At 40.2% G+C, this 23,116-nt stretch carries 21 protein-coding genes; 2 read left to right on the forward strand and 19 right to left on the reverse strand.

The window, feature by feature from the left end; genetic code table 11:
* Positions 1 to 180: 180 nt before the first annotated feature.
* The 4 genes from IHV10_RS14440 to IHV10_RS14455 form a co-directional block, all read right to left on the reverse strand.
* Positions 181 to 1,173 (reverse strand): aromatic acid exporter family protein, encoded by a 993-nt coding sequence (locus tag IHV10_RS14440; RefSeq protein ID WP_231618298.1) that lies wholly within the window; start codon positions 1,171 to 1,173, stop codon positions 181 to 183.
* A gap of 67 nt (positions 1,174 to 1,240) precedes the next feature.
* The gene (locus IHV10_RS14445; protein WP_197130935.1) at positions 1,241 to 1,954 is read right to left on the reverse strand and encodes an amino acid ABC transporter ATP-binding protein; all 714 of its coding nucleotides are present in this window, start codon (positions 1,952 to 1,954) and stop codon (positions 1,241 to 1,243) included.
* On the reverse strand, positions 1,947 to 2,606 hold the full coding sequence (locus tag IHV10_RS14450) for an amino acid ABC transporter permease (protein WP_197130938.1): 660 nt from the start codon (positions 2,604 to 2,606) through the stop codon (positions 1,947 to 1,949). The genes IHV10_RS14445 and IHV10_RS14450 overlap by 8 nt, the downstream gene beginning before the upstream one ends.
* A gap of 18 nt (positions 2,607 to 2,624) precedes the next feature.
* On the reverse strand, positions 2,625 to 3,410 hold the full coding sequence (locus IHV10_RS14455) for a transporter substrate-binding domain-containing protein (RefSeq protein WP_197130941.1): 786 nt from the start codon (positions 3,408 to 3,410) through the stop codon (positions 2,625 to 2,627).
* A 131-nt stretch (positions 3,411 to 3,541) separates the two neighbouring features.
* On the opposite strand from IHV10_RS14455, the gene IHV10_RS14460 reads away from it, so the two are divergent.
* Entirely contained in the window at positions 3,542 to 3,967 is a 426-nt protein-coding gene (locus IHV10_RS14460) for an NUDIX domain-containing protein (RefSeq protein ID WP_197130944.1), read from the forward strand.
* 245 nt (positions 3,968 to 4,212) lie between these two features.
* Here the strand turns inward: IHV10_RS14460 and IHV10_RS14465 are convergent, their stop codons facing one another.
* The 9 genes from IHV10_RS14465 to IHV10_RS14505 all read right to left on the reverse strand — a co-directional run bounded on the left by IHV10_RS14465 (position 4,213) and on the right by IHV10_RS14505 (position 14,609).
* Positions 4,213 to 4,641: a BrxA/BrxB family bacilliredoxin gene (locus IHV10_RS14465; RefSeq protein WP_144699187.1), complete on the reverse strand. Its 429-nt coding sequence runs from the start codon at positions 4,639 to 4,641 to the stop codon at positions 4,213 to 4,215.
* A gap of 165 nt (positions 4,642 to 4,806) precedes the next feature.
* Positions 4,807 to 6,150, reverse strand: a complete 1,344-nt coding sequence (locus tag IHV10_RS14470) for a dihydrolipoamide acetyltransferase family protein (RefSeq protein ID WP_197130946.1) — start codon at positions 6,148 to 6,150, stop codon at positions 4,807 to 4,809.
* Positions 6,151 to 6,168: 18 nt separating this feature from the next.
* On the reverse strand, positions 6,169 to 7,152 hold the full coding sequence (locus tag IHV10_RS14475; protein ID WP_197130948.1) for an alpha-ketoacid dehydrogenase subunit beta: 984 nt from the start codon (positions 7,150 to 7,152) through the stop codon (positions 6,169 to 6,171).
* Positions 7,153 to 7,167: 15 nt separating this feature from the next.
* Entirely contained in the window at positions 7,168 to 8,160 is a 993-nt protein-coding gene (locus IHV10_RS14480; protein ID WP_197130950.1) for a thiamine pyrophosphate-dependent dehydrogenase E1 component subunit alpha, read from the reverse strand.
* Positions 8,161 to 8,173: 13 nt separating this feature from the next.
* The gene (lpdA, locus tag IHV10_RS14485; RefSeq protein WP_197130952.1) at positions 8,174 to 9,595 is read right to left on the reverse strand and encodes a dihydrolipoyl dehydrogenase; all 1,422 of its coding nucleotides are present in this window, start codon (positions 9,593 to 9,595) and stop codon (positions 8,174 to 8,176) included.
* 25 nt (positions 9,596 to 9,620) lie between these two features.
* Entirely contained in the window at positions 9,621 to 10,733 is a 1,113-nt protein-coding gene (buk, locus tag IHV10_RS14490; protein ID WP_197130954.1) for a butyrate kinase, read from the reverse strand.
* 27 nt (positions 10,734 to 10,760) lie between these two features.
* Complete coding sequence (gene bcd / locus IHV10_RS14495; RefSeq protein WP_197130956.1) at positions 10,761 to 11,861, reverse strand: branched-chain amino acid dehydrogenase; 1,101 nt, start codon at positions 11,859 to 11,861, stop codon at positions 10,761 to 10,763.
* Positions 11,862 to 11,880: 19 nt separating this feature from the next.
* Positions 11,881 to 12,786 carry a phosphate butyryltransferase gene (gene yqiS, locus IHV10_RS14500; protein WP_197130958.1) on the reverse strand — a complete coding sequence of 302 codons (906 nt, stop codon included), beginning with the start codon at positions 12,784 to 12,786 and terminating at the stop codon, positions 11,881 to 11,883.
* Positions 12,787 to 12,917: 131 nt separating this feature from the next.
* Positions 12,918 to 14,609, reverse strand: a complete 1,692-nt coding sequence (locus IHV10_RS14505; RefSeq protein WP_231618327.1) for a sigma 54-interacting transcriptional regulator — start codon at positions 14,607 to 14,609, stop codon at positions 12,918 to 12,920.
* Between the two features lie 510 nt (positions 14,610 to 15,119).
* Between IHV10_RS14505 and IHV10_RS14510 the strand changes: the two genes are divergently transcribed.
* Positions 15,120 to 15,356: a DUF2627 domain-containing protein gene (locus IHV10_RS14510; protein ID WP_197130963.1), complete on the forward strand. Its 237-nt coding sequence runs from the start codon at positions 15,120 to 15,122 to the stop codon at positions 15,354 to 15,356.
* A 44-nt stretch (positions 15,357 to 15,400) separates the two neighbouring features.
* On the opposite strand, the gene spo0A is transcribed toward IHV10_RS14510, so the two are convergent.
* From spo0A to dxs, 6 genes are all read right to left on the reverse strand, one after another.
* Positions 15,401 to 16,204 carry a sporulation transcription factor Spo0A gene (gene spo0A / locus IHV10_RS14515; RefSeq protein ID WP_197131204.1) on the reverse strand — a complete coding sequence of 268 codons (804 nt, stop codon included), beginning with the start codon at positions 16,202 to 16,204 and terminating at the stop codon, positions 15,401 to 15,403.
* 492 nt (positions 16,205 to 16,696) lie between these two features.
* A complete protein-coding gene (gene spoIVB, locus IHV10_RS14520; protein ID WP_197131206.1) occupies positions 16,697 to 17,983 on the reverse strand; it encodes a SpoIVB peptidase in 1,287 nt (428 codons plus the stop codon).
* Positions 17,984 to 18,117: 134 nt separating this feature from the next.
* Complete coding sequence (gene recN / locus IHV10_RS14525) at positions 18,118 to 19,815, reverse strand: DNA repair protein RecN (RefSeq protein ID WP_197130966.1); 1,698 nt, start codon at positions 19,813 to 19,815, stop codon at positions 18,118 to 18,120.
* A 24-nt stretch (positions 19,816 to 19,839) separates the two neighbouring features.
* Positions 19,840 to 20,289 (reverse strand): transcriptional regulator AhrC/ArgR, encoded by a 450-nt coding sequence (ahrC, locus tag IHV10_RS14530; RefSeq protein ID WP_144699169.1) that lies wholly within the window; start codon positions 20,287 to 20,289, stop codon positions 19,840 to 19,842.
* Positions 20,290 to 20,394: 105 nt separating this feature from the next.
* Positions 20,395 to 21,213: a TlyA family RNA methyltransferase gene (locus IHV10_RS14535; protein WP_197130969.1), complete on the reverse strand. Its 819-nt coding sequence runs from the start codon at positions 21,211 to 21,213 to the stop codon at positions 20,395 to 20,397.
* A complete protein-coding gene (dxs, locus tag IHV10_RS14540) occupies positions 21,210 to 23,108 on the reverse strand; it encodes a 1-deoxy-D-xylulose-5-phosphate synthase (protein ID WP_197130972.1) in 1,899 nt (632 codons plus the stop codon). Before dxs ends, IHV10_RS14535 begins: the two co-directional genes overlap by 4 nt.
* Positions 23,109 to 23,116 lie beyond the last annotated feature (8 nt).

Here is a 23,116-nt window from a genome sequence, read left to right on the forward strand (position 1 = left end):
AGGCGGTGAGCACCTTGCCGCTTTGCGCCATTAAGGGTCTCACCTGACCGCTTGTCCCGCAGGAGTCTCGCACCTTACACTCCAACCAACTTATTCAATGAAGACAAGTAATAAAATGAAACAACCTTTTTTAAAAGTCATGCCAATCTGTAAAAAAATATGAAAAATAAAAAATAATTTCTACTTCTTAAATTTACTTTTGATGATCAAGTAATCCTCGATGTCTTGAAGTAACTGATAGAGCTTTGAGCGTGTTTCGAATTCGTCTCTGTCTTTTGGCAGATGCATCTCTCGAAATTCTTGTCTCATGTTTTCTAGATCATCTAAAAATAAAACCGCTGTATTTCCTGGGTGAACTGCGGCGCTTAGGCGTTCGAAGAAGCTGCCTAGTTTTTCACACTGAACATATGTTTTATCGATGGAAGAAAGGATCGGTAGCATTCGCTGAATGATCTCAAACTGTTTTTCTCTCATCTTAAAGTAGTGATAATACTGGTTTTCGTACCGTAGAAAATGATTTTCAATGTCACGAAAGGCAATGCTTTTTGCGTTAGAGATAAGATCTGCACATTCTGTAATCTCTTTTCCGTCCCATTCGTGCTTATCATGAGCTAAATACAGATGAAATTCATGAAAAATGACTTTGTATCTTTTTTCGAGTTCCTTCTGCATGTTTAACAGTATTTTTTCCACCGAAGGCATGTAGAGATTCATGATTAGTCCCATTCCTATACCAATTACGATGATACTAAATTCGTTGAGCACGATTTCCCATGTGATTTTTTGAAGCGTATATAGATGAAGGATGATAACTGACGATGTGATGATACCTTCCTTCAGGTTTAGGGATACGAGTGTTGGAATAAATAAGATCAAAAGAATGGTTAGCGCGTAAGGATGATAGCCGATCAGTGAGAAGATCGCACTCGCAAAACCTATTCCGAGTATACAAGCGGCAAACCTTTCCCATGAAGAGATGATCGAGCGCTTCTTCGTTATCTTTATACAAAGAATAGTGAGTATACCAGCAGACGTATAAAAGTCTAACCCTAGCCACTCTGCTAAGGCGATAGCAAGGCCTGCTCCGATTGCAGTCTTTACTGTTCGATAGCCAATTGTAAATTTCATAAAATGAATGCCTTCTTTCTCATCTCGTTCTGCATCTTGTACCATTATTCCATACTTCAATGAAATTCAAAAAACGAAAAAGGACTTCAGCTAAGAAGTCCTTTTTTAAGCATTATAGCACTTTTTCTAAGAAAGCTTTAGCTCGTTCTGTTTTCGGATTATCAAAGAAAATAGCTGGCACTTGATCTTCTACTAATTTCCCATCATCCATGAACAGAACACGATCGGCAACTTCTTTTGCAAAGCCCATCTCATGTGTCACGATAACCATCGTCATGCCAAGCTTGACGAGGTTCTTCATTACTTGAAGCACTTCTTTTACCATCTCTGGATCTAGAGCTGAAGTTGGTTCATCAAAAAGCATAACTTCAGGTTTCATAGCAAGTGCTCTCGCTATGGCCACACGCTGTTTTTGTCCGCCTGAAAGGTTAGAAGGATAACTGTTCGCTTTTTCACTCAACCCAACGGTTTTAAGGAGATCTAAAGCCTCCCTCTCAGCTTCACTTTTCGAAATCTTTAATACTTGCTGCGGTGCGAATGTAACATTCTCTAAAACGGTTAGATGAGGAAAAAGATTGAAATGCTGAAACACCATTCCTATCTTTTTACGAAGATGAAGTTCCATCTCGTTAATGTCTCTATCCTCTATCTTAATCGTACCTTCATCATGTGTTTCTAAAAGATTCAAACAACGAAGAAACGTAGACTTACCTGATCCTGAAGGCCCGATCACAGCTATAACTTCTCCCTTTTTTATTGAAGTCGTTATTCCTTTTAATACTTCGTTCTTTCCGAAACTCTTTTTCAAACCTTGAACATCAATCACTCTTAGCAAGCCTCCTCTCCATAACTCGACCAGCCAATGTTAACATCATTACTAATAGATAATAGACAAGACCCGCTAATAACAAGGGTTCAAAAAAGCGATAGTTGCTTGCCCCTACGATTTGAGCTCGTCTCATAATATCAAGCGCTCCGATAACCGATACGATCGCTGATTCTTTTGTTAACGTAATAAATTCGTTCATCAAGGCAGGCAATATGTTCTTAAATGCTTGAGGCAATATGATTCTTAACATCATCGTGCGGTATGGAACACCTAAAGCCATGGCAGCTTCTTTCTGTCCTTTGTCGACGGCATTGATACCTGCACGAATAATTTCTGATATATATGCGGCAGAATTAAGAGCAAATGTTAATACCCCTGCTGAAAATGCGCCAATATCGACTCCTGTCAGCTGAGGTACAGCATAATAGATCAATAGCATCTGAAGAATTAATGGCGTTCCTCTAAAGACCGAAGTATATGCATCTGCAAACCATCTTAAGACTGTGATCTTACCTATTTTGAAAAGGGAAAGTACGGTTCCCCATATAAATCCAAGTACTAACGATACCGCCACGAACTGCAACGTAACCCATATCCCGTATAAAATATACGGAATAGAAGGCACGAGCTGGGCAAAATCCAAGTTCATGCCTACCACTCTCTTTCTCTATTTTTTAACACCGAACCACTTTTCAACAAGCTCGTCCAATGTACCGTCTTCTTTCATCTTCTTTAATTCTTCATTAAACTCTTTTGTTAGCTCACTATCTTTAGGAAAAGCGATAGCCGATCCTGCAGCGTCTGTATTTGGCAATGCGAATGAGGAAAGGTCTTTATTTTTCTTCAAAAATTCGTAAGCTACTGCATCTTCAATAATTGCAGCATCTACACGGTTTGATTTCATCTCTTGTACCAATTCTGTAACTTTGTTTCGCTGAACAACCTCGAATGTATGATCCTTTAATAATTTATCTGCTTCTTTTTCTTGAATGGAAGCCAATTGAACGCCAATCGTTTTGTCTTCAAGATCTTCTACGCTTTTAATCGCTTTATCCTTTGTAACGATCAATTGTTGAGCTGCATAATATTCATCTGAAAAGTCTACCGTCTTTTTACGTTCTTCATTAGGTGTCATACCGGCGATTACAAAGTCAGCTTTGCCGCTGTCTAATGCAGGAATCAACCCGTTAAAGTCCATGTCCTTTATCTCAACTTTATAACCAAGTTTTTTAGCGATATGATTCGCTACATCGATATCAAAGCCTACGATCTCTCCACCTTTTGCTGTTTCCACGTATTCATATGGAGGATAATCAGCAGAGGTTGCCATCACTAACGTCTTCTCTGACGCATCGCTCCCTGTACTTGTAGAACTCTTTTCTTCAACCGCACCACATCCCGCCAACAACGCGAGTACTATGATAAAATAAATGCTAAAAAGATTTCGTTTCATTTGTAGTTCCCCCTGTATAAAACATTTATATTTATTCGTTAGAATGAATATTAACACACAAATATGCAAAATTAAGTATTTTAATAATTCTGAATGTATTTATATGCATTCTCATAAGGTGGTTGGTTATTTTGCAATTTGGTGAAAAGATGAAGGATGTTAGATATCGTAGACGAGAAGCTGTGTATGCCGTAGTCGCGGATAAGAGTAAAAATATTGCCGTTATGGTTCAGAATGGAAAAGGATTCTTACCGGGAGGCGGTATAGAAACTGGAGAAAATCAAATAGTCTGTTTGAAAAGAGAAATTATCGAGGAGACAGGCTATACATTTAAGATGGGGAACTTTTTGGGAAATGCAAAGCAATATTTTAGAACGAGACAAGGGGAACATCTATTGAATGATGGGTATTTTTATACAGGTTCCTTTGGAGAGTATGCAAATGAGCCATTAGATCAAGATCATGAGTTAGTGTGGATGAATATGGATCAAGCTGAGGAGCTATTATTTCATTCGTCTCATGTGTGGGCTGTCAAAAAGAGGCTGGGGTTGGATTAAGAGAGTTCTTGTGGGTCTGAGAACACAGTGATCAATCATAAATACTAGGAATCGATTATAAATCTCTGGAATCGCTCACAAATCCTTAGAATCGCTCACAAATCCCTAGAATCGCTCACAAATCCTTAGAATCGCTCACAAATCCTTAGAATCGCTAATAAATCCATGTTCTATCATTTTATGAACAATAAAAAAAGCTGGCTCAATTTCGAGCCAGCTTCTCTCATTCATACACACTTAAATCCCTACTTACAATATGTTTCAAATGCACTTCTCAGCTTGTTTACGACTTCCATCGGTTCGTGACCTTCAATCTCATGACGTTCTACCATCATTTGGATCTCTCCATCTTTTAATAGTGCAAAAGAGGGAGATGATGGCGGATAGCCTGTAAAATAAGAACGCGCTGTCTCTGTTGCTTCTTTATCTTGTCCAGCAAAAACCGTAACAAGATGGTCTGGGCGAACGTCTTGTTTTACCGAATATGAAGCCGAAGGGCGTGCGATTCCTCCAGCACAGCCACAAACGGAATTAATCATAACAAGTGTTGTACCTTCTTTTTTAAAAGCTTCTTCAACATCTTCTGGTTTAAATAGCTGCGTATAGCCAGCCTCTACCATTTCTTTACGAGCCGTCTCTACTACATCATTAAAAAGATTAAATTGAAAATTCATTCGTATTCAGCTCCTTTCTTTCTTATTGTACTCAATTTCTGACATATAAAAAAGAAAAATGCCGTAACATGTACGGCACTTTTCTTAGGGGGTTATGGGGTTTGGAGGTGTTGATAGTTATCTCTACCCGCAATAAAACCCGCATAAACCTAAAAAATACATTTTTTAATAAATGGATGTGTTTTCTTTTGTCATACCCTCTAAACGTGCTTTTACCGAAGCTAAGAAGCGTCCGCAAACGAGACCGTCGAGGACCCGATGATCAAGAGAAAGACAAAGATTAACCATATCACGCACAGCGATCATTCCATTGTTCATAACAACTGGACGCTTAACGATCGATTCTACTGAAAGGATAGCAGCTTGCGGATAGTTGATGATCGGCGTTGACATCACAGACCCGAAAGAACCTGTGTTATTTACGGTGAACGTTCCGCCTTTCATATCGTCACCAGCTAATTTATTCGTTCTTACTTTATCAGCTAGTTCTTTAACATCGCGTGCGATTCCTTTGATAGACTTTTCATCCGCGTGTTTGATGACAGGTACATACAATGCATCATCTGTTGCAACTGCAATGGAGATGTTGATGTCCTTTTTCTGAATGATCTTATCTCCTGCCCACATGGAGTTGATCTGTGGGAATTCTTTTAGTGATTCTACAACAGCCTTGATAAAGAAAGGCAAGAACGTAAGATTGTATCCTTCTTTTGTTTTAAAATCACCTTTTACAGAATTACGATATTCTACTAAGTTGGTTACATCCACTTCTACCATCGTCCATGCGTGAGGTGCTTCGTGCTTTGAGCGGACCATGTTTTGAGCGATCGCTTTACGGATACCCGATACCGGGATCTCAATATCACCAGGCATTGTATCAATAGCAACAGGCTTTAATGCTGGCGCAGATTGTTGTTGCGGTTGAGCCGTTTCTTGAGAACCAGAAGAAACAGGTGCTGCAGAAGAAACATCTTCTGTAGCTGGCTTGTTACCTTTTGTAGGAATCTCACCGGAATCAATGATTCTCTGAAGATCTTTTCGAGTGATCCTTCCGCTTTGTCCTGATCCCTCTACTTGGTCTAAATCAATGCCATGTTCAGATGCCATACGTACCACTGCAGGTGAGAAACGTCCTCTCGCCGCTCGATCAACGTTTGCCGCAGGCTTACTAGCACTCGTACTCGAAGAAGCTGTAGGTGTTGAAACCGTTTCTGCAGTCTTCTCTTCTTTAGAAGATGAAGCTGCAGGTGCACTTTCCTCGCCTTCTCCTTCTGTTTCGATATAACAGATCAACTCGCCAACAGAAAGAGTGTCTCCTTCGCCAGCAACTAGCTCTTTTATCGTTCCAGAAAAAGATGATGGAACTTCTGCGTTTACTTTATCTGTCATAACTTCTGCTAGTGGATCGTATTTTTTTACCGTATCACCCGGCTGAACAAGCCATTTACTGATCGTACCTTCTGTTACACTTTCCCCTAATTGGGGCATTGTAATTTTTTCTGTAGCCATTAAAGTCCCCTCCTATTGTTAAAATGCCGCAAGATCTCTCATGGCTTTTTCTACTTTGTCAGGATTCACCATAAAGTGCTTTTCCATCGTTGGTGCATATGGCATCGCTGGTACATCTGGTCCAGCTAAACGTTGAACAGGTGCATCTAATTCGAACAAGCAATTTTCAGCAATAATCGCAGAAACTTCACTCATGATGCTTCCTTCTTTATTGTCTTCTGTTACTAGAAGCACTTTACCTGTTTTGGAAGCTGCCTCGATGATCGCTTCCTTATCCAATGGATAAACGGTACGAAGATCGAGAATATGAGCTGAAATTCCGTCTTTTTCTAACTTCTCAGCCGCTTGAAGAGCAAAGTGTACACAAAGTCCGTATGTAATAACGGTAATATCTTCACCTTCACGTTTCACATCTGCTTTTCCGATAGGCAATGTATATTCTTCAGTTGGTACTTCACCTTTAATCAGTCGGTAAGCACGTTTATGTTCAAAGAAAAGAACAGGGTCTTCATCACGGATAGCAGACTTCAAAAGACCTTTTACATCATAAGGCGTAGAAGGCATAACAATCTTTAAGCCTGGTACGTTAGCAAATAGTGCTTCAACCGATTGTGAGTGATAAAGTGCACCATGGACACCACCGCCATATGGAGCACGAATCGTGATCGGGCACGTCCAATCATTGTTTGAACGATAGCGGATCTTTGCAGCTTCAGAAACAATCTGGTTAACGGCTGGCATGATAAAGTCAGCAAACTGCATCTCTGCGATCGGGCGCATACCATACATCGCCGCACCGATCCCTACTCCTGCAATAGCAGATTCTGCGAGAGGAGCGTCGATCACTCTCTCTTCACCAAACTCTTCAATCAACCCAGTCGTTGCACGGAAAACTCCTCCGCGTACACCAACATCTTCACCTACTACAAATACTCGCTTATCGCGTTGCATCTCTTCGCGAATGGCTTGTGTTACAGCATCAATATATGAAATTACCGGCATCTTCGTTTTCCCCCTTTACTCTGCGTATACATGAAGAAGTGCGCTTTCAGGATCAGCATATTTTGCGTTCTCTGCATAATCTGTAGCTTCATCCACTTCTTTTTGAATCTCATCAGTGATCTGTTTTTCTAATTCTTCTGTTAAGATATCATTCTCTTTTAAGTAAGCAGCAAATGTATGAATCGGATCTTTTGCTTTCGCTTCTTCAACCTCTTCACGCGTTCTGTACGCACGATCATCATCATCTGATGAGTGAGGCGTTAAGCGATACGCTACTGTCTCAACTAAAGTAGGGCCTTCACCGCGTCGACCGCGATCAGCAGCTTCTTTAACAGCTTCATAAACAGCGAGTGGGTCATTCCCATCCACTGTTACTCCTGGCATTCCGTAACCGATCGCACGGTCAGAAACGTTCACACACGCGAGCTGTTTTGAGATTGGAACCGAAATCGCGTATTTGTTGTTTTCACACATAAAGATAACAGGAAGTTTATGAACAGAAGCAAAGTTTGCTCCTTCATGGAAATCTCCCTGGTTTGAAGATCCTTCACCAAACGTTGTGAACGTTACTAGGTCTTTGCCTTCCATTCTTCCACCAAGTGCGATTCCAACAGCATGAGGAACTTGAGTTGTTACAGGCGAAGAACCTGTTACGATACGAAGCTTTTTAGAACCAAAATGCCCTGGCATCTGTCGACCGCCGCTGTTAGGGTCTTCTGCTTTTGCAAAACCAGAAAGCATAAGATCTTTCGCTGTCATACCAAACTGTAAAACAACACCCATGTCACGGTAGTACGGCAACACAAAATCTTTCTCATTATCTAAAGCCATCGCTGCACCAACTTGGGCTGCTTCTTGACCCTGGCACGAAATAACGAAAGGAATTTTTCCAGCGCGGTTTAATAGCCACATACGCTCATCAATTTTTCTTGCTAATAACATCGTTCTATACATATGGATTACATCTTCATTGGTTAAGCCTAATTGTTCATGACGTAATTCTGCCATTTGTTTTACCTCCTTAGAAATGGATCGCTTTTCCTTCAACAGCCAACGCTGCTTCACCAAATACTTCTGATAGAGATGGATGTGGATGGATGGTATGAGCCATCTCCCACGGTGTTGCGTCTAAAACTTTCGCTAAGCCGGCTTCAGAGATCATATCCGTTACGTGAGGTCCGATCATATGAACGCCTAAAAGGTCATCGTTGTCTTTATTTGCAACGATCTTAACAAACCCATCACTTTCACCATATACAAGAGCTTTTCCAATCGCTTTAAAAGGAAACTTGCCCACTTTTACGTTAAAGCCTTGATCTTTAGCTTGTTTCTCAGTAAGACCGACACTTGCCATCTCTGGACTTGAATAGATACATTTTGAAATATTATCATAGTTGATCGGCTCAGGTTGCAGGTTAGACAAGTGTTCTACTGCCGTGATCCCCTCGTGGGATGCAACATGCGCGAGTTGAAGTCCTCCGATTACATCTCCGATCGCATAAATGTGGCTCTCTGCGGTTTGGAAGTATTCATTCGTCTGAATGTATCCGTTTTCAACTTTTATGATGGTATTTTCTAAACCGATACCTTCTGTGTTCGCCATGCGTCCAACAGAAACGAGCATCTTCTCGGCACTAAATTGTTTTGTCTCGCCTTTATGTTCAGCTGAAATCATTACGCTTTCGCCTTTTTCTAATGTATCAGGAAGGACTTTTGCACTTGTTACGAGCTTGATCCCTTTTTTCTTGAGAACTCGCGCAGCCTCTTTCGAAATCTCTTCGTCTTCTGTCGGTACGATTCTGTCAGCATATTCTAGTACTGTTACTTCCACTCCAAGATCATTGAGCATAGACGCCCATTCAATCCCGATTACTCCACCGCCGACGATGATGATTGATGATGGCAAGTTCTCCATCTCAAGTGCTTCATCACTAGACATAACAAGATCACCGTCGATCTCTAATCCTGGTAATGAACGTGGTCTAGACCCTGTTGCAACAATTACGTTCTGCGGAATTAGAATCTCATTTTCTGTACCATCATTAAACTCAACTGATATTGTACCTGGCATCGGAGAAAAGATGGATGGCCCTAGGATACGTCCGATTCCTTCATAGACTTCGATCTTTCCTTTTTTCATCAAACTTTGTACACCCATGTGTAGTTGATTTACGATGGATTGCTTACGTTCTTGCATCTTGGAAAAGTTCAAGCCGATTCCTTCAATATCAACTCCAAAGTCTGCAGCTTTTTTGGCTGTTTTGTATACTTCAGCACTTCTTAATAAAGCTTTACTCGGTATACATCCTCTATGTAAGCAAGTACCTCCAAGCTTTCCTTTTTCAACAACTGCAACGGTTTTTCCTAATTGAGCAGCTCGGATGGCAGCTACATAGCCGCCAGTCCCTCCGCCCAATATGACCAAATCAAAGTCTTTTGACATCGTTCATATCTCCTTTTGCTGTTAGTTAATCCAGTGACACTTTAGCAATCGTTTTTCCTCCAGGATAAACCTTTGCTGTTTCTTCTTCTCTTAATACACGAAGGCCACCTTCTGCTAACGCTTGAAGCTCATTCTCTCCCGGCTGAATGATACAATCAGAAATCCATTCAACTCGGTCTGTTATCTTCTTAACAAATTCTTTTCCGAAAGCGAGACCGCCTGTTAAGATGATCGCATCAACTTGTCCATAAAGAACGGTACTTGCTGATCCGATCTCTTTTGCGACTTGATAAGCCATCGCGTCATAGATAAGCTCGGCTTTTTTGTCACCGTTCTCGATTCTTTCTTCAACGGTCCTGGCATCGTTTGTTCCAAGATAGGCAACAAGACCACCTTGTCCAACAAGCTTCTTCATCACTTCTTCTGCGTAATATTCACCAGAGAAGCAGAGTGATACCAAATCGCCTATCGGAACAGTGCCTGCACGTTCAGGAGAGAACGGTCCCTCTCCATGCAGTCCGTTGTTTACATCGATCACTCTGCCATCCTTGTGAACACCTACCGTGATTCCTCCGCCCATGTGAACGACAATAAGACGAAGAGCTTCATAAGATTTATTTAACTGTTTTGCTACACGACGCGCAACAGCCTTTTGATTCAACGCGTGAAAAATACTCTTTCTTTCCATTTCAGGAACACCCGAAATTCTTGCGATCTCATCCATCTCATCCACGACAACTGGATCTACGATAAAAGATGGGATATTCAGACCTTCTGCTATTTCAAATGCTAAGATTCCACCTAAATTCGACGCATGTTCACCAGCGTAACCATTTTTCAGATCCTTGAGCATCGGTTCATTAACGCTGTACGTGCCACCTTCGATCGGTCTTAACAAACCGCCTCTGCCGACTACACAACTCAGTTTTGAAATATTGATGCCTTCGTAGTCTAAAGCTTCTAAGATCGTTTCTTTTCTAAAAGTGTACTGATCAATAACAGAATCAAACGAATGGATAGTTTCTGTATCATGACGGATCGTTTTTTCAAATACTGGCCGTTCGTTATCGAAAATTCCAATCTTAGTAGAGGTTGACCCCGGATTGATCACTAGTATGCGAAATTCTTTTTGATGCACGTTTCAAACCTCCATTGATACGAACTCTTAACGAGATCGGTTAGACAAGATATGTCTTTCATTTAATAAGAACTGACTTCTAGACATTCTCATGCGTTCGATACGCTCTTCTGCAAGTCGATCTGCTGCGAGATATGTTGGAATGTTATCACGTTTAGAGATCTCGATAACACTCGCGATGTTGTCATAGATCGTTTCTACTTTTTTCATAGCACGGTCGCGGTTATAGCCGTTAAGCTCATCTGCTACGTTAATAACTCCACCAGCGTTGATTACATAATCTGGCGCATAAACGATTCCCATCTCATGGATAGCATCACCGTGACGCGTTTCTTTAAGTTGGTTGTTTGCAGCTCCTGCAATAACTTTTGCTTTAATCTGTGGAATCGTATCATCGTTAATAATTGCTCCTAGTGCACATGGAGCAAAGATATCGCAATCTACGCTGTAGATCTCATCGATCTCAACAGCTTTTGCGCCAAAATCTTCAACTGCACGTTGCACAGCTTCTTTATTGATATCTGTAACGATCAATGATGCGCCTTCTTCGTGAAGGTGTTTACATAGTGTATAAGCAACATGTCCAACACCTTGAACAGCGATAACTTTTCCTTCTAGAGAATCTGTACCAAACGCTTCCATTGCTGCCGCTTTCATACCACGGTATACACCGTAAGCTGTTACTGGTGATGGATTACCGCTTGAACCGAAAGCAGGTGATACACCCGTAACGTATTGTGTTTCTTGGTAGATTAGGTCCATATCTTCAACCGTTGTACCTACATCTTCTGCTGTAATATATCGTCCATTAAGTCCTTGAATATAACGACCGAACGCACGGAACATTTCTTCATTTTTGTCTTTCTTTGGATCACCGATGATTACTGTTTTTCCACCGCCAAGATTCAATCCTGCAGCTGCGTTCTTATAAGTCATGCCTTTAGCAAGTCTAAGTGCATCTTCAATCGCTGCATCTTCTGTCTCGTATGTCCACATTCTTGTTCCGCCTAGTGCAGGACCTAGTGTCGTATCGTGAATACAGATAATTGCTTTTAGTCCAGATTGTTTATCTTGGCAGATCACCATTTGCTCATAATCGTAAGTTTCCATATATTTAAAAATTTCCATTGTGTTTTCCTCCTAAGATTTAATTATCAGTGATGACTGAGTTTACAGCTAAAGCGATTGAATAATATTTACTTTCTGCTGAATCAGCTCTAGATGTTAAAACGATCGGCGCTTTAGCACCACAGATCACAGCTCCAACTTTCGCCCGAGCAAAATAGATAAGCGATTTATACAGTACATTTCCCGTTTCAATATTTGGAACGAGAAGGATGTCTGCATCACCTGCCACACTTCCGGTAATTCCTTTGTGAGCTGCAGCTTCCTTCGAAATTGCATTATCTAAAGCCAAAGGACCTTCAACGATACCGCCTGTAATTTGATCCCTAAGATTCATAACAGTAAGACTCGCTGCGTCCAATGTGGCCTGCATAGCAGGATTAACGTTCTCTACTGCTGCAAGAACAGCCGCTTTAGGAACCTTCACGCCAGTGCGAGCCGCAAAGTCGATAGCATTTTGTAGAATCTGTACTTTTTGATTAAGGTCAGGCTCTATGTTCATGGCAGCATCTGTAATAAAGATCAATTTTTCAAATCCTTCTACTTCAAATGCAGCAACATGTGATAACACTTTGCCTGTACGGAGACCAAATTCTTTATTTAAGACTGCTTTTAAAAGAGCAGAAGTTGAGATAAGCCCTTTCATTAAAATATCAGCGTCTCCATCATGAACAGCTTTTACCGCCTTTAAAGCAGCCGAAGATGTATCTGTAGCTACAACTTTTATTCCATCCAACGGAACATCCGAATTTCTTTCTAACCAATCAGAAATTTTGTTACCGTTTCCAAACAGAATAAAATGGGCGAGCCCTTCTTTATATGATTTCAGTATGCTTTCCAAAACCTCCTGATCCCCAGCTTCTGCCACTGCGATGACTGGTTTCTCTTGTTGATTTTTGGCTTGGCTCACCAAGTTTTGTAAACGCATGCTATCCCCCCTTGTTGACCGCTTTATTAACTATGCAATTTTCATGCCAACTTTTAATGAAGTTAAAATATAAGTTATCATGCATTAACTATGCAATAAATTGCAAATACATTGCAATATTTTGCGTGAAATTATTTGCGTAGTTTTTCATCGAGATTATATTTTTCTAATTTATAATAAAAATTCCTAAGTGAGATACCCAGTGATTTAGCCGTCTTCGTCTTGTTGCCACGAAACCTCTCTATAGCTTCTGTTAAAATCTGTTTTTCAAACGCATCGATTTGTTCAGCTAAAGTCTTCTCATCATCAGTCGTATCGGTCATAATTTGCAGATGGACGTCCTCTTTATTCGATGGTTCTAAAGATAATAAAGAAATATGACTACGGTTGATCTGTGAATCCGTATGGCTCATATGGATGATTGCTCTGCCTAATACGTTTTCAAGCTCTCTAACATTTCCCGGCCAATGATACGCTAGTAAAAAGTCTTCAGCATCCTTGCTGATAAAATCAATGTTTCTTCCATAGTCTTGATTTAACTTCTGAAGAAGGTGATAAGCTAAAAGCAATATATCATTGTTTCTTGCTCTTAATGGCGGAATATAGATCGGCATCCTGTTCAATCTATAATACAAATCCTGCCTGAACGTGCCATCAGCGATCATTTTTTCAAGGTTAACATTGGTTGCGGCGATGACACGCACATTGATCGGAATCGCTTTTGTCCCACCTACACGTCTGATTTCATTTTCTTGCAGTACGCGCAAAAGTTTAGCTTGTGTGTTCTGCGACAACTCTCCCACTTCATCTAAAAAGATACTTCCACCATTCGATTCTTCGAAGAGTCCTCTTTTTCCGCCTCTTAATGCACCCGAAAAAGCACCTTCTTCATAACCAAACAGTTCGCTTTCTAACAAAGATTCTGAAAGCGCTGCACAGTTGACACGTATAAACTTATTAAACTTTCTGCTGCTTGCATTATGTATCGCATGAGCAAAAAGCTCTTTTCCTGTTCCAGATTCCCCACGAAGAAGAACGGTCGCTGGTGTAGAAGCTGCAAGCTTAGCCTGATCGATCGCAAAACTCATCTCTTCTGACGTACCAATGATATCTTCAAACGAATATTTCGCTTCAAGTGTTCGAATGATTTGTCTCGCCCTGTTCAGTTCTTCTGTAAGTCCTTTAATTTCTGAAACATCATGTATTACCCCTACACTTCCTTTTAATAGACCATCGACGATCACAGGTGCAACGTTAACAATCACATCTTTTCGGTTCGGTCCAACTCTTAAACGAGCACCTCTCACAGGCTTGCGTGTCTTAAGAACTTGCATATGAATACTTTCACCTTCAGAAATATCAGTTGTTGCAGGTTTCCCAATCACTTGTTCTGCGGTGTAACCTGTAAGCTTCGTATAAGCAGGATTGATCATAATGCCTTTTCCTTCTTCGTCGACAACAGATATAGCTTCTTCCGAAGATTGGATGATAGCCCTTAACATCGTTTGTATGCTTTTTAAATTCGTTACTTCTTCTGCCAAGTCAACGATTTCTGTAATATCTTTAAAGACGGCAAAAGCACCAAGCTTTCGACCTTCATGATTTAAGATAGGTGTTCGTGTTGTATAGATTTTCGTACCATTAGCTAAAATTTGTTCTTGATTCACTTCTTCTATGCCTGAGTCCATAACTCGCGGAAGCTGGCTGTTCGGCATTACTTCTAGGATTGATTTTCCTACAGCTTGCTCTTTCGATAAACCTGTCATTTTTTCAGCACTTTTGTTAAATATAGTAATCGTTAAATCTTGATCAATAACGATCATGCCATCGTGTGTATTGTCTAATATCGTTTTAAGCTGCTGCAAGTGCCCGATGTCTTTTATATTTTTTGTTTCGTTAGGACTTGATAACAGGAATCGAAATTGAGAAGTAGTCAATTTTCCTGACGTAGGATACTTATTCTCATATAACCAATCTGCGCTTTCTTTAAGAGAATCCGAATAAACAATTACGTCAATCTCTTCATTCGGTGCCGAAGTATATGTAAATACCGGGATGTTATCCAATCTGGTCGGCAACGATTGAAGAGGTCCTTGCAAAATAGCTGCAAGTTCAAAAATTTCAGATCGATTGATCTGTTGAACCAAATCAAATTCTTCTTGCGCTGCCAGCAATACGATCCTTTGCAACAATTAGCCCACCTTTTTATTATAACATGCAATATTTTTCACAATTTTATCATAGCTCACTATGAAAGGGTTTGCAAACTTATTTTGCATCGACAATAATTTTAACTTTATGTACAATAAGACAAGTAGAGGAGTGAATTCTTCATGAGCAGATATGCAGCTTTGGTAATCGTATTAATTCCTGGAATCATGGCCGTGATGGGCATCAAATGGATGAGAGACACTTTATTTGGAGTTTTGCAGTTTCCGTTTCCATTCTTGTGGCTACAATTTATCGCTGGTTTGTTAAGCTTCTTAGCTGGCTTAACTTTTGTAGGTGGATTCATCTTTTACAGAGACCGTAAAAGAAATAAAGTTCAGTTAAAATACAGAAAAAAATAACCATCTCTCAACCTTGAGAGATGGTTATTTTTATAAATAAGTACTTATGCCATTACCTTATGTTCGATTCGAAGCTTATCCGCGACCATCGCGATGAACTCTGAATTCGTTGGCTTCGCTTTTGACATGGATACTGTATAGCCGAACAAGGATGAAATGCTATCGATGTTTCCACGGCTCCATGCTACTTCGATCGCATGGCGTATAGCACGTTCAACACGGCTTGACGTTGTATTGAATTTTTTTGCGATATCTGGATATAGAACCTTTGTGATCGATCCTAATAATTCAATGTCATTGTATACCATTGAGATCGCTTCTCTTAAGTACATGTATCCCTTAATATGAGCAGGAACTCCGATTTCATGAATGATACTAGTGATACTCGCATCCAAATTGCGTGGTTTATTGTTGATTGTTGATTGGAAGTTGTTTCGATTATTTCCGGACGCACGCTGTACAGTTGTCTTTTCTGCACCACAGATCTGACGGATCTGACTCGCTAGATTGTCCATATCGAATGGTTTTAAGATAAAGTATGAAGCACCTAAGTCTACGGCTTTTTTCGTAACATCTTCCTGACCAAACGCCGTTAACATGATAACATTCGGCTGAGGCAGATCATCGCTAGCCCTGATCTTCTCAAGCACTGCTAATCCATCTAGATGAGGCATGATAATATCTAGAACTAAAACATCAGGATCTTTATTCTCTAAAACGGACAAACATTCTTGACCGTTGTACGCTACCCCGATTACCTCCATATCATCTTGACTTGAAAGATACTCCCTCAAAAGACTAATCAGTTCACGGTTATCATCAGCTAGACAAACTTTAATTTTTTGCACCATTATTTCCTCCCCATCCAACAATTTCTTGTTTTTCCCAATGTAATATTTCAACAATAAATCTTAAATCCCTTTATTTTGTTTTAAATTTTTTAAAATTATTTTGTTTTTGTAGCAGATATAGCTGTTATCTTCAATTTACTTTGAATTTCGACAGTTATTGTATTTTCCACAAGCATATTTGTCGAATTTTCTTTATATCCCTCATTATACAAAATTTTCATAGGATTGTCTAAATTATCTAAAAGTAAAAAAGCACTAAGCTCAAACCTAATAAAAGTAGTGGGCGAGGATTTCAGGCTCAGGTTACATGTTCACCGAGGCGGGCGGTACCCTCCTTCTAATGCGAGGAGCCTTTAATGTCACACCTGCCCACTCGGCTCAGTCGTAGTTAGTAGCATTCTGCTTCAACTCGTTTTGAAAGAATACTGGATGAACTTACAATCCAGATTAAAATAAAAAAAACCGGTAAAAAATTCTACCGGTTTCGAGTTAACTCGCCTGTTTTGTTTCTTTATAGATATTGACTCCGGCTTCATCAAGCATCCACTCGATATGAACACCGTAACCTGATGTTGGATCATTTACAAACACATGGGTGACTGCTCCAATAATTCTTCCATTCTGAATGATTGGACTGCCACTCATTCCTTGAACGATCCCACCTGTAATCTTCAAAAGTTCAGAATCTGTAATCTTAATGACCATTCCTTTTGTAGCAGGAAATTTTTGCGGAACAGAACTTACTACATCAACGTCAAATTCTCGTACCTTTGAACCGTTAACAACAGTAAGTATCTTCGCTGGACCTTCTTTTACTTGATGTGAAAGGGCGATTGGCAACGGTTTATTCCAGTCCCCATTCGATAATTTATCATTTAATTTTCCAAAAATCCCAAATGGGCTGTTTTTAGATATATCCCCTAAAACTCTTTGGTCATTGGAAAAACGCGCTAGCTTTTCTCCTGGGTGACCATTCGACCCTTTTTCAATGGAAGTAACGGTAGAACCAAGGATTTCTCCGTTGTTTACCTTTATAGGTTTTTTCGTATCCATATCTGAAATCACGTGACCGAGTGCACCATACTTAAATGACGCAGGATCAAAAAAGGTTAGCGTACCCACACCGGCTGCTGAATCTCGAATGTATAGTCCTATACGATAGGACTGGTCATTCTTGTCCTGCAGAGGAGTAAGTGTCTTATGAAACGTCTTACCATCTCGAATGATGGTTACATCTAAAGGATTTCGCGTTTCCCCTGATTGTTTAACAAATGGGCTTACATCTCCCATTTTTTTAATATTTTTTCCGTTGATTTTGGTAATAATATCTCCTACTTGAATATCGGCTATTTCACCTGGAGATTGTTTTCCTGCTGTTGTATTTACGAGATGATGCCCAACAATCAATACCCCGAGAGTATTTAACTTAACTCCTATTGATTGTCCACCAGGCACAACCTTAAGATCAGACAAAACTTTTACATTCATCTTTTTTATAGGAAAACTTGCTGCTTCGAGAGTTGCCATGCTATCACCGTTTGTTTTGGCTTGTATCGAAACTTTATGTTCTCTTTTCATTGCAGTCGTATAAACACTTGTTTCTTCCTGCTTCATGTTTGTTCCAACAGGAAGGGCTTGCATGACATGCTGTCCTTCAAAAAAGGTAATCGATTCCGGCAGTGCTACATACTCACGCACAGGAGACAAAAAACCGATTCCCACTAAACTTCCAAGGAGAATAACGCCGATCATTCGCCGAAGTAAATCCTTATACATCATACACTCTCCTCGCTCCAAGCTCACACCCTCACCATGGCTGTACCTTTAATTTAGCCTACGGACCTTGAGTTTATAACCAAGAAAAAAGAAAAAGCTATTCCTTAAATGGATAGCTTTTTCATGAATAAAGTTTATGATGTCTTTTTGATGGACGCTGCAAGCTCTAACAATTCCTGAGCATGCTGCCTTGTAAGATCTGTAATCTCAACACCTGAGATCATTCTGCCTATTTCATTTACTTTTTCATCCGTTTTTAAGGTAAGAACCTTTGTGACGGTTCTACCTTGCAATGTATCTTTAGAGATGTGGAGATGCGTATCAGACATTGCAGCAACTTGTGGAAGGTGAGAAATACAAAGCACTTGCGAACCAACAGAAACTCTGTAAATCTTTTCCGCTATCGCTTGAGCCACTCGCCCAGAAACTCCAGTATCTACTTCATCAAATATAATAGCGGTAATTCCTTGATTTTCTGAAAAAATGGTTTTGAGTGCTAGTATGATCCTAGAAAGTTCTCCGCCAGACGCCACTTTAGATAACGGTTTAAGCGGCTCGCCAGGATTCGGAGAGATATAAAATTCTACAGCATCCAGTCCTGTTCTCAAAAATTGATTATCCTCAATTCGCTTCATCACGACTTCGAACTTGGTTTTTTCCATATAAAGTTCTTTTAGCTGTTGCTGAATGCTGTTTTTTAAAACTTTTGCTGTCTCTGCTCTCTTTTTAGTGAGCTTCTTCCCTGAGATCTCAAGTTTAGCAATAAGCTTATCCTGCTTCTTTTTGAGTTCTTCGATATGATTATCTTTATTTTGAATAAGTTCTAACTCTTTTTTAATCTTTTCACTATAATGGATCATTTCTTTTACAGAAGAACCATATTTTCGTTTAAGCTTACTCAATTCATCGAGACGCGACTCAATGCTGTTGAGCCTTTCCGGATTGTATTCTAATGAATCAAACATATCTCGAATCTTATATGTAAGCTCCTCAAGGACGTAGAAGCTGTTGCCAAATTGCTCTTCGTCAGCTTTTAATGACTCATCAAGTGCTGCGACTTGCGAGAAATCAGCTAGCGCACTTGAGACTAACTCCAGAGCCTTACCTTCACCATAAAGATTATGGTATGCATCCTGAAGAGAGCCATGAATTCTTTCAAAGTTCGAAAGCATACGTTTTTCTTCTTCTAGCTTAACATCCTCATCAGGAATGAGATTGCTACCTGCAATTTCTTGATATTGATATTCGAGGAGATCTATTCTTTGTGCGATCTCTTGTTCATTCCTAGAAAGCTCAGAAAGCTGTTTATTGATTTCTTTATAATCCTTAAATGTTGCTTCGTAGGCAGTTAATTCTTTTTTAAAATCCTTGTCACCAAAACTATCGAGTAAAAAAAGATGTTTATCAGGCTGCATTAAATATTGCGTTTCATGCTGTCCATGAATATCTACTAATGCCTGTCCGATCTCTTTAAGAACAGACAGTGTAACAAGCTTTCCGTTTACTCTGCAAATGCTTTTTCCGCTCTCCGTTATATCCCTTTTAAGCACAACCATCTCATCTTCATCCGAAATCGTAATCCCAAATTCCTCACATTTATCATACACACGATGACCTGGATGAATATGGAACAGGCCCTCAATCTCAGCTTTTTGAGTACCATAACGCACAAACTCTGTAGAACCGCGGCCGCCGATCAAAAGTCCGATCGCATCAATGATGATGGATTTTCCTGCACCTGTTTCACCTGTTAATACGGTTAATCCTTTTTTAAAAGAAACACTCAAAGAATCAATAATAGCAAAATTACGAATACTTAATTCTGCCAGCAATTACATCACACCTTATTTTAAAAATTACAGCATATCTAAAAAGCGCTGCGAAACATCTGAACTAACTTCTTTAGAACGACAAATAATTAAGATTGTATCATCGCCACAGATCGTTCCCATTAAATCTTCCCAATCTAGCTTATCAATTAACGCACCAATTGCATTTGCATTACCCGGAAGTGTCTTCATAATGATTAGATGATCTGCGTAATCAATACTGATAAAGCTGTCAGTCAGCGTTCTTTTTAATTTTTGCAGTGGGTTGAACCTTTGGTCAGCCGGAAGACTGTATTTATAGCGACCGTCGTTCATCGGCACTTTTACAAGATGCAGTTCTTTAATATCACGCGAAACAGTTGCTTGCGTTACATTAAAGTTTGCTTTCTTGAGCAGTTCCACTAAATCGTCTTGTGTCTCAATATCATGGTTGCTGATCATTTCACGTATTTTAATATGTCGTTGTCCTTTATTCACTCGTGATTCCACCTCAATTTACACTGTCACATTCTGCCTTTATCTTATACTATTGTGCATAGGATGTAAATTTTTCATTAATAGAATAAAAAAAGAGCGAGAAATTTATTCCCGCTCTTTCTTCAATGTTTCATGAGCAGACTTAACAACTTCTTCAATATCTTCTGAAGTTATTGTTCGAAAGTCCTCATTGTTCACTTTTCCATGCATTAAAAACTCAATGTTGCCATCCCCACCAGTAATAGGTGAAAAGGACAATGCAACTGGATTAATCCCTGTTTTGCGGGCAAAGTCAGTAATCTCTTCTATCACACGTTTATGAACTTTCGAATCTCTGACGATTCCTTTTTTCCCGACTTCTTCACGCCCTGCTTCAAACTGTGGCTTGATCAAAGCGATCACATCTCCAGTTGGCATAAGCTGAGTCAGCACAGGAAGTATGATTCGTAGAGAAATGAATGAAACGTCTATCGTTGCAAAGTGAGGAATGCCCTGTTGCAGCTGATCAGGGGTTACATACCTAAAGTTTGTTCTTTCCATCACAGCTACTCTAGAATCATTTCTTAATTTCCAAGCGAGTTGGTTGTAGCCAACATCAATCGCATAAATATAAGATGCGCCATTTTGAAGTGCACAATCAGTAAAACCGCCTGTTGAAGCTCCAATATCCATCCCAATCTTTTCTTTAACATCAAAATCAAAGATCTGAAGTGCTTTTTCAAGCTTAAGTCCGCCTCTTCCTACATAAGGAATGACATCTCCTTTAACTTGAAGAGGCGCATCTTGTTCTATCTTTTCTCCTGGCTTATCCATCCGGTTCATTCCTGAATACACAAGACCTGCCATAACAGATCGTTTGGCTTTCTCTCGTGTTTCACAAAGTCCTCGATTGACAAGCAGTACATCTACCCGTTCTTTTTTCATGTAAGAAGACCCTTTTCTGCCTTTCTTTTAACAAGTGCTTTCACACGCTCAACAAGATCAGGTGTTGTAATACCGATCTCCTCTAACAGTTTCGTTACGCTGCCATGCTCGATAAAGCAATCTGGTATACCCATGCGATCGATGATAACACTTGCCTGATTATCAGATGCATGCTCTAATACCGCACTTCCGAATCCACCTTGAAGGACAGCTTCTTCCAGCGTCAGAATAGGCATATTTTCCGCATAAAGTTCTTTTAGCATTTTTGAGTCAAGCGGTTTGATAAAACGAGCGTTGATCACACGCGCTGACACACCTGATTTCGCCAGGATCTCCCAAGCTTCAAGTGCCATTGGAATCGTCGTTCCAAACGTAAGAATCGCAACATCGTCTCCATCTTTCAGCACTTCCCATGAACCAATCGGGATATTCTCAAACTCTTCATCCATCGGTACTCCTGAACCGTTACCTCTAGGGAATCTGATCGCAATCGGACCATCTTCATATTTAAGAGCAGAGTAAACCATATGCTGAAGCTCATTCTCATCTTTCCCCATCATTAATACCATATTTGGAATATGACGCAAGAAAGCAATATCAAATACACCTTGGTGCGTTTCTCCATCAGCACCAACTAGACCAGATCTGTCTATTGTGAAAACAACATTCAAATTCTGTCTCGCTACATCATGAACAACTTGGTCGTAACCTCGCTGCAAGAACGTAGAATAGATCGATAGGACCGGCTTCATATTCTGCGTCGCAAGCCCAGCTGCCATCGTTGTTGCATGCTGTTCCGCAATACCAACGTCAAACAAACGATCAGGAAACGCTTTTCCGTAATCAGTGAGCTTTGAGCCAATGGTCATCGCAGGCGTTATCACTGCAATTCGATCATCTTTATGCGAGAGCGTCTCAAGTGTTTTACTAACCACACCGCTGTAAGATGGTCCAATCTGCTGCGGTTTGATCTGCTCACCTGATTCAATCTTATAAGGGCCTACACCATGCCAGCTATCCTTTTTATCACTTTCAGCCGGCTCATACCCTTTTCCTTTTTTCGTAAGAACATGGATGATTACCGGACCTTCAGTCTTTTTGGCATATGTTAGATTCTCGATCAGGTCATCTACATCATGACCATCTACTGGTCCCAAATAGGTGTAGCCTAATTCCTCAAAAAACATGCCTGATACTAACAGATACTTCAAGCTATCCTTTACACGTTCGGCTGTGGCAGCCAGTTTCCCGCCAAACGCAGGTATCTTACGGATCAATGATTCTAGCTCATCTTTTGCTTTATTGTATTTTCTAGCTGTTCTCATGCGTCCTAAAACGTTGTGAAGAGCCCCTACATTTGGCGCGATAGACATCTCGTTGTCGTTTAGTACTACGATTAAGTCTTTCTTTTCATGACCGATATGGTTCAGCGCTTCTAAAGCCATTCCGCCTGTTAGAGCACCATCACCAATGACCGCAAGAACTTTATCATCTGTTTTCTTAAGATCTCTAGCGATCGCCATTCCCATAGCGGCAGAAAGTGATGTAGAACTGTGTCCTGTTTCCCACACATCATGTTCGCTTTCAATCCTTTTAGGAAAACCACAGAGACCCTTATACTGACGAAGTGTATCAAACTGAGATGCTCTTCCCGTAAGGATCTTGTGCACATAAGCTTGATGACCTACATCCCAAATAAACTTGTCTTTAGGACTGTCAAAGACTTTGTGCATAGCAAGTGTAAGTTCTACTACTCCAAGGTTAGGACCAAGGTGTCCTCCTCTAACTGAAAGTTTTTCAATTAGAAAAGAACGGATTTCAGCCGCTAATTTATTTAATTGTTCAGTTTCGTACGTTTTTAAAAACTGAGGATCTTGAATTTCTTCCAGGTTCATGGAATATG

The organism is Fictibacillus sp. 5RED26 (genome assembly GCF_015903895.1).
Taxonomy (GTDB): domain Bacteria; phylum Bacillota; class Bacilli; order Bacillales; family Fictibacillaceae; genus Fictibacillus; species Fictibacillus phosphorivorans.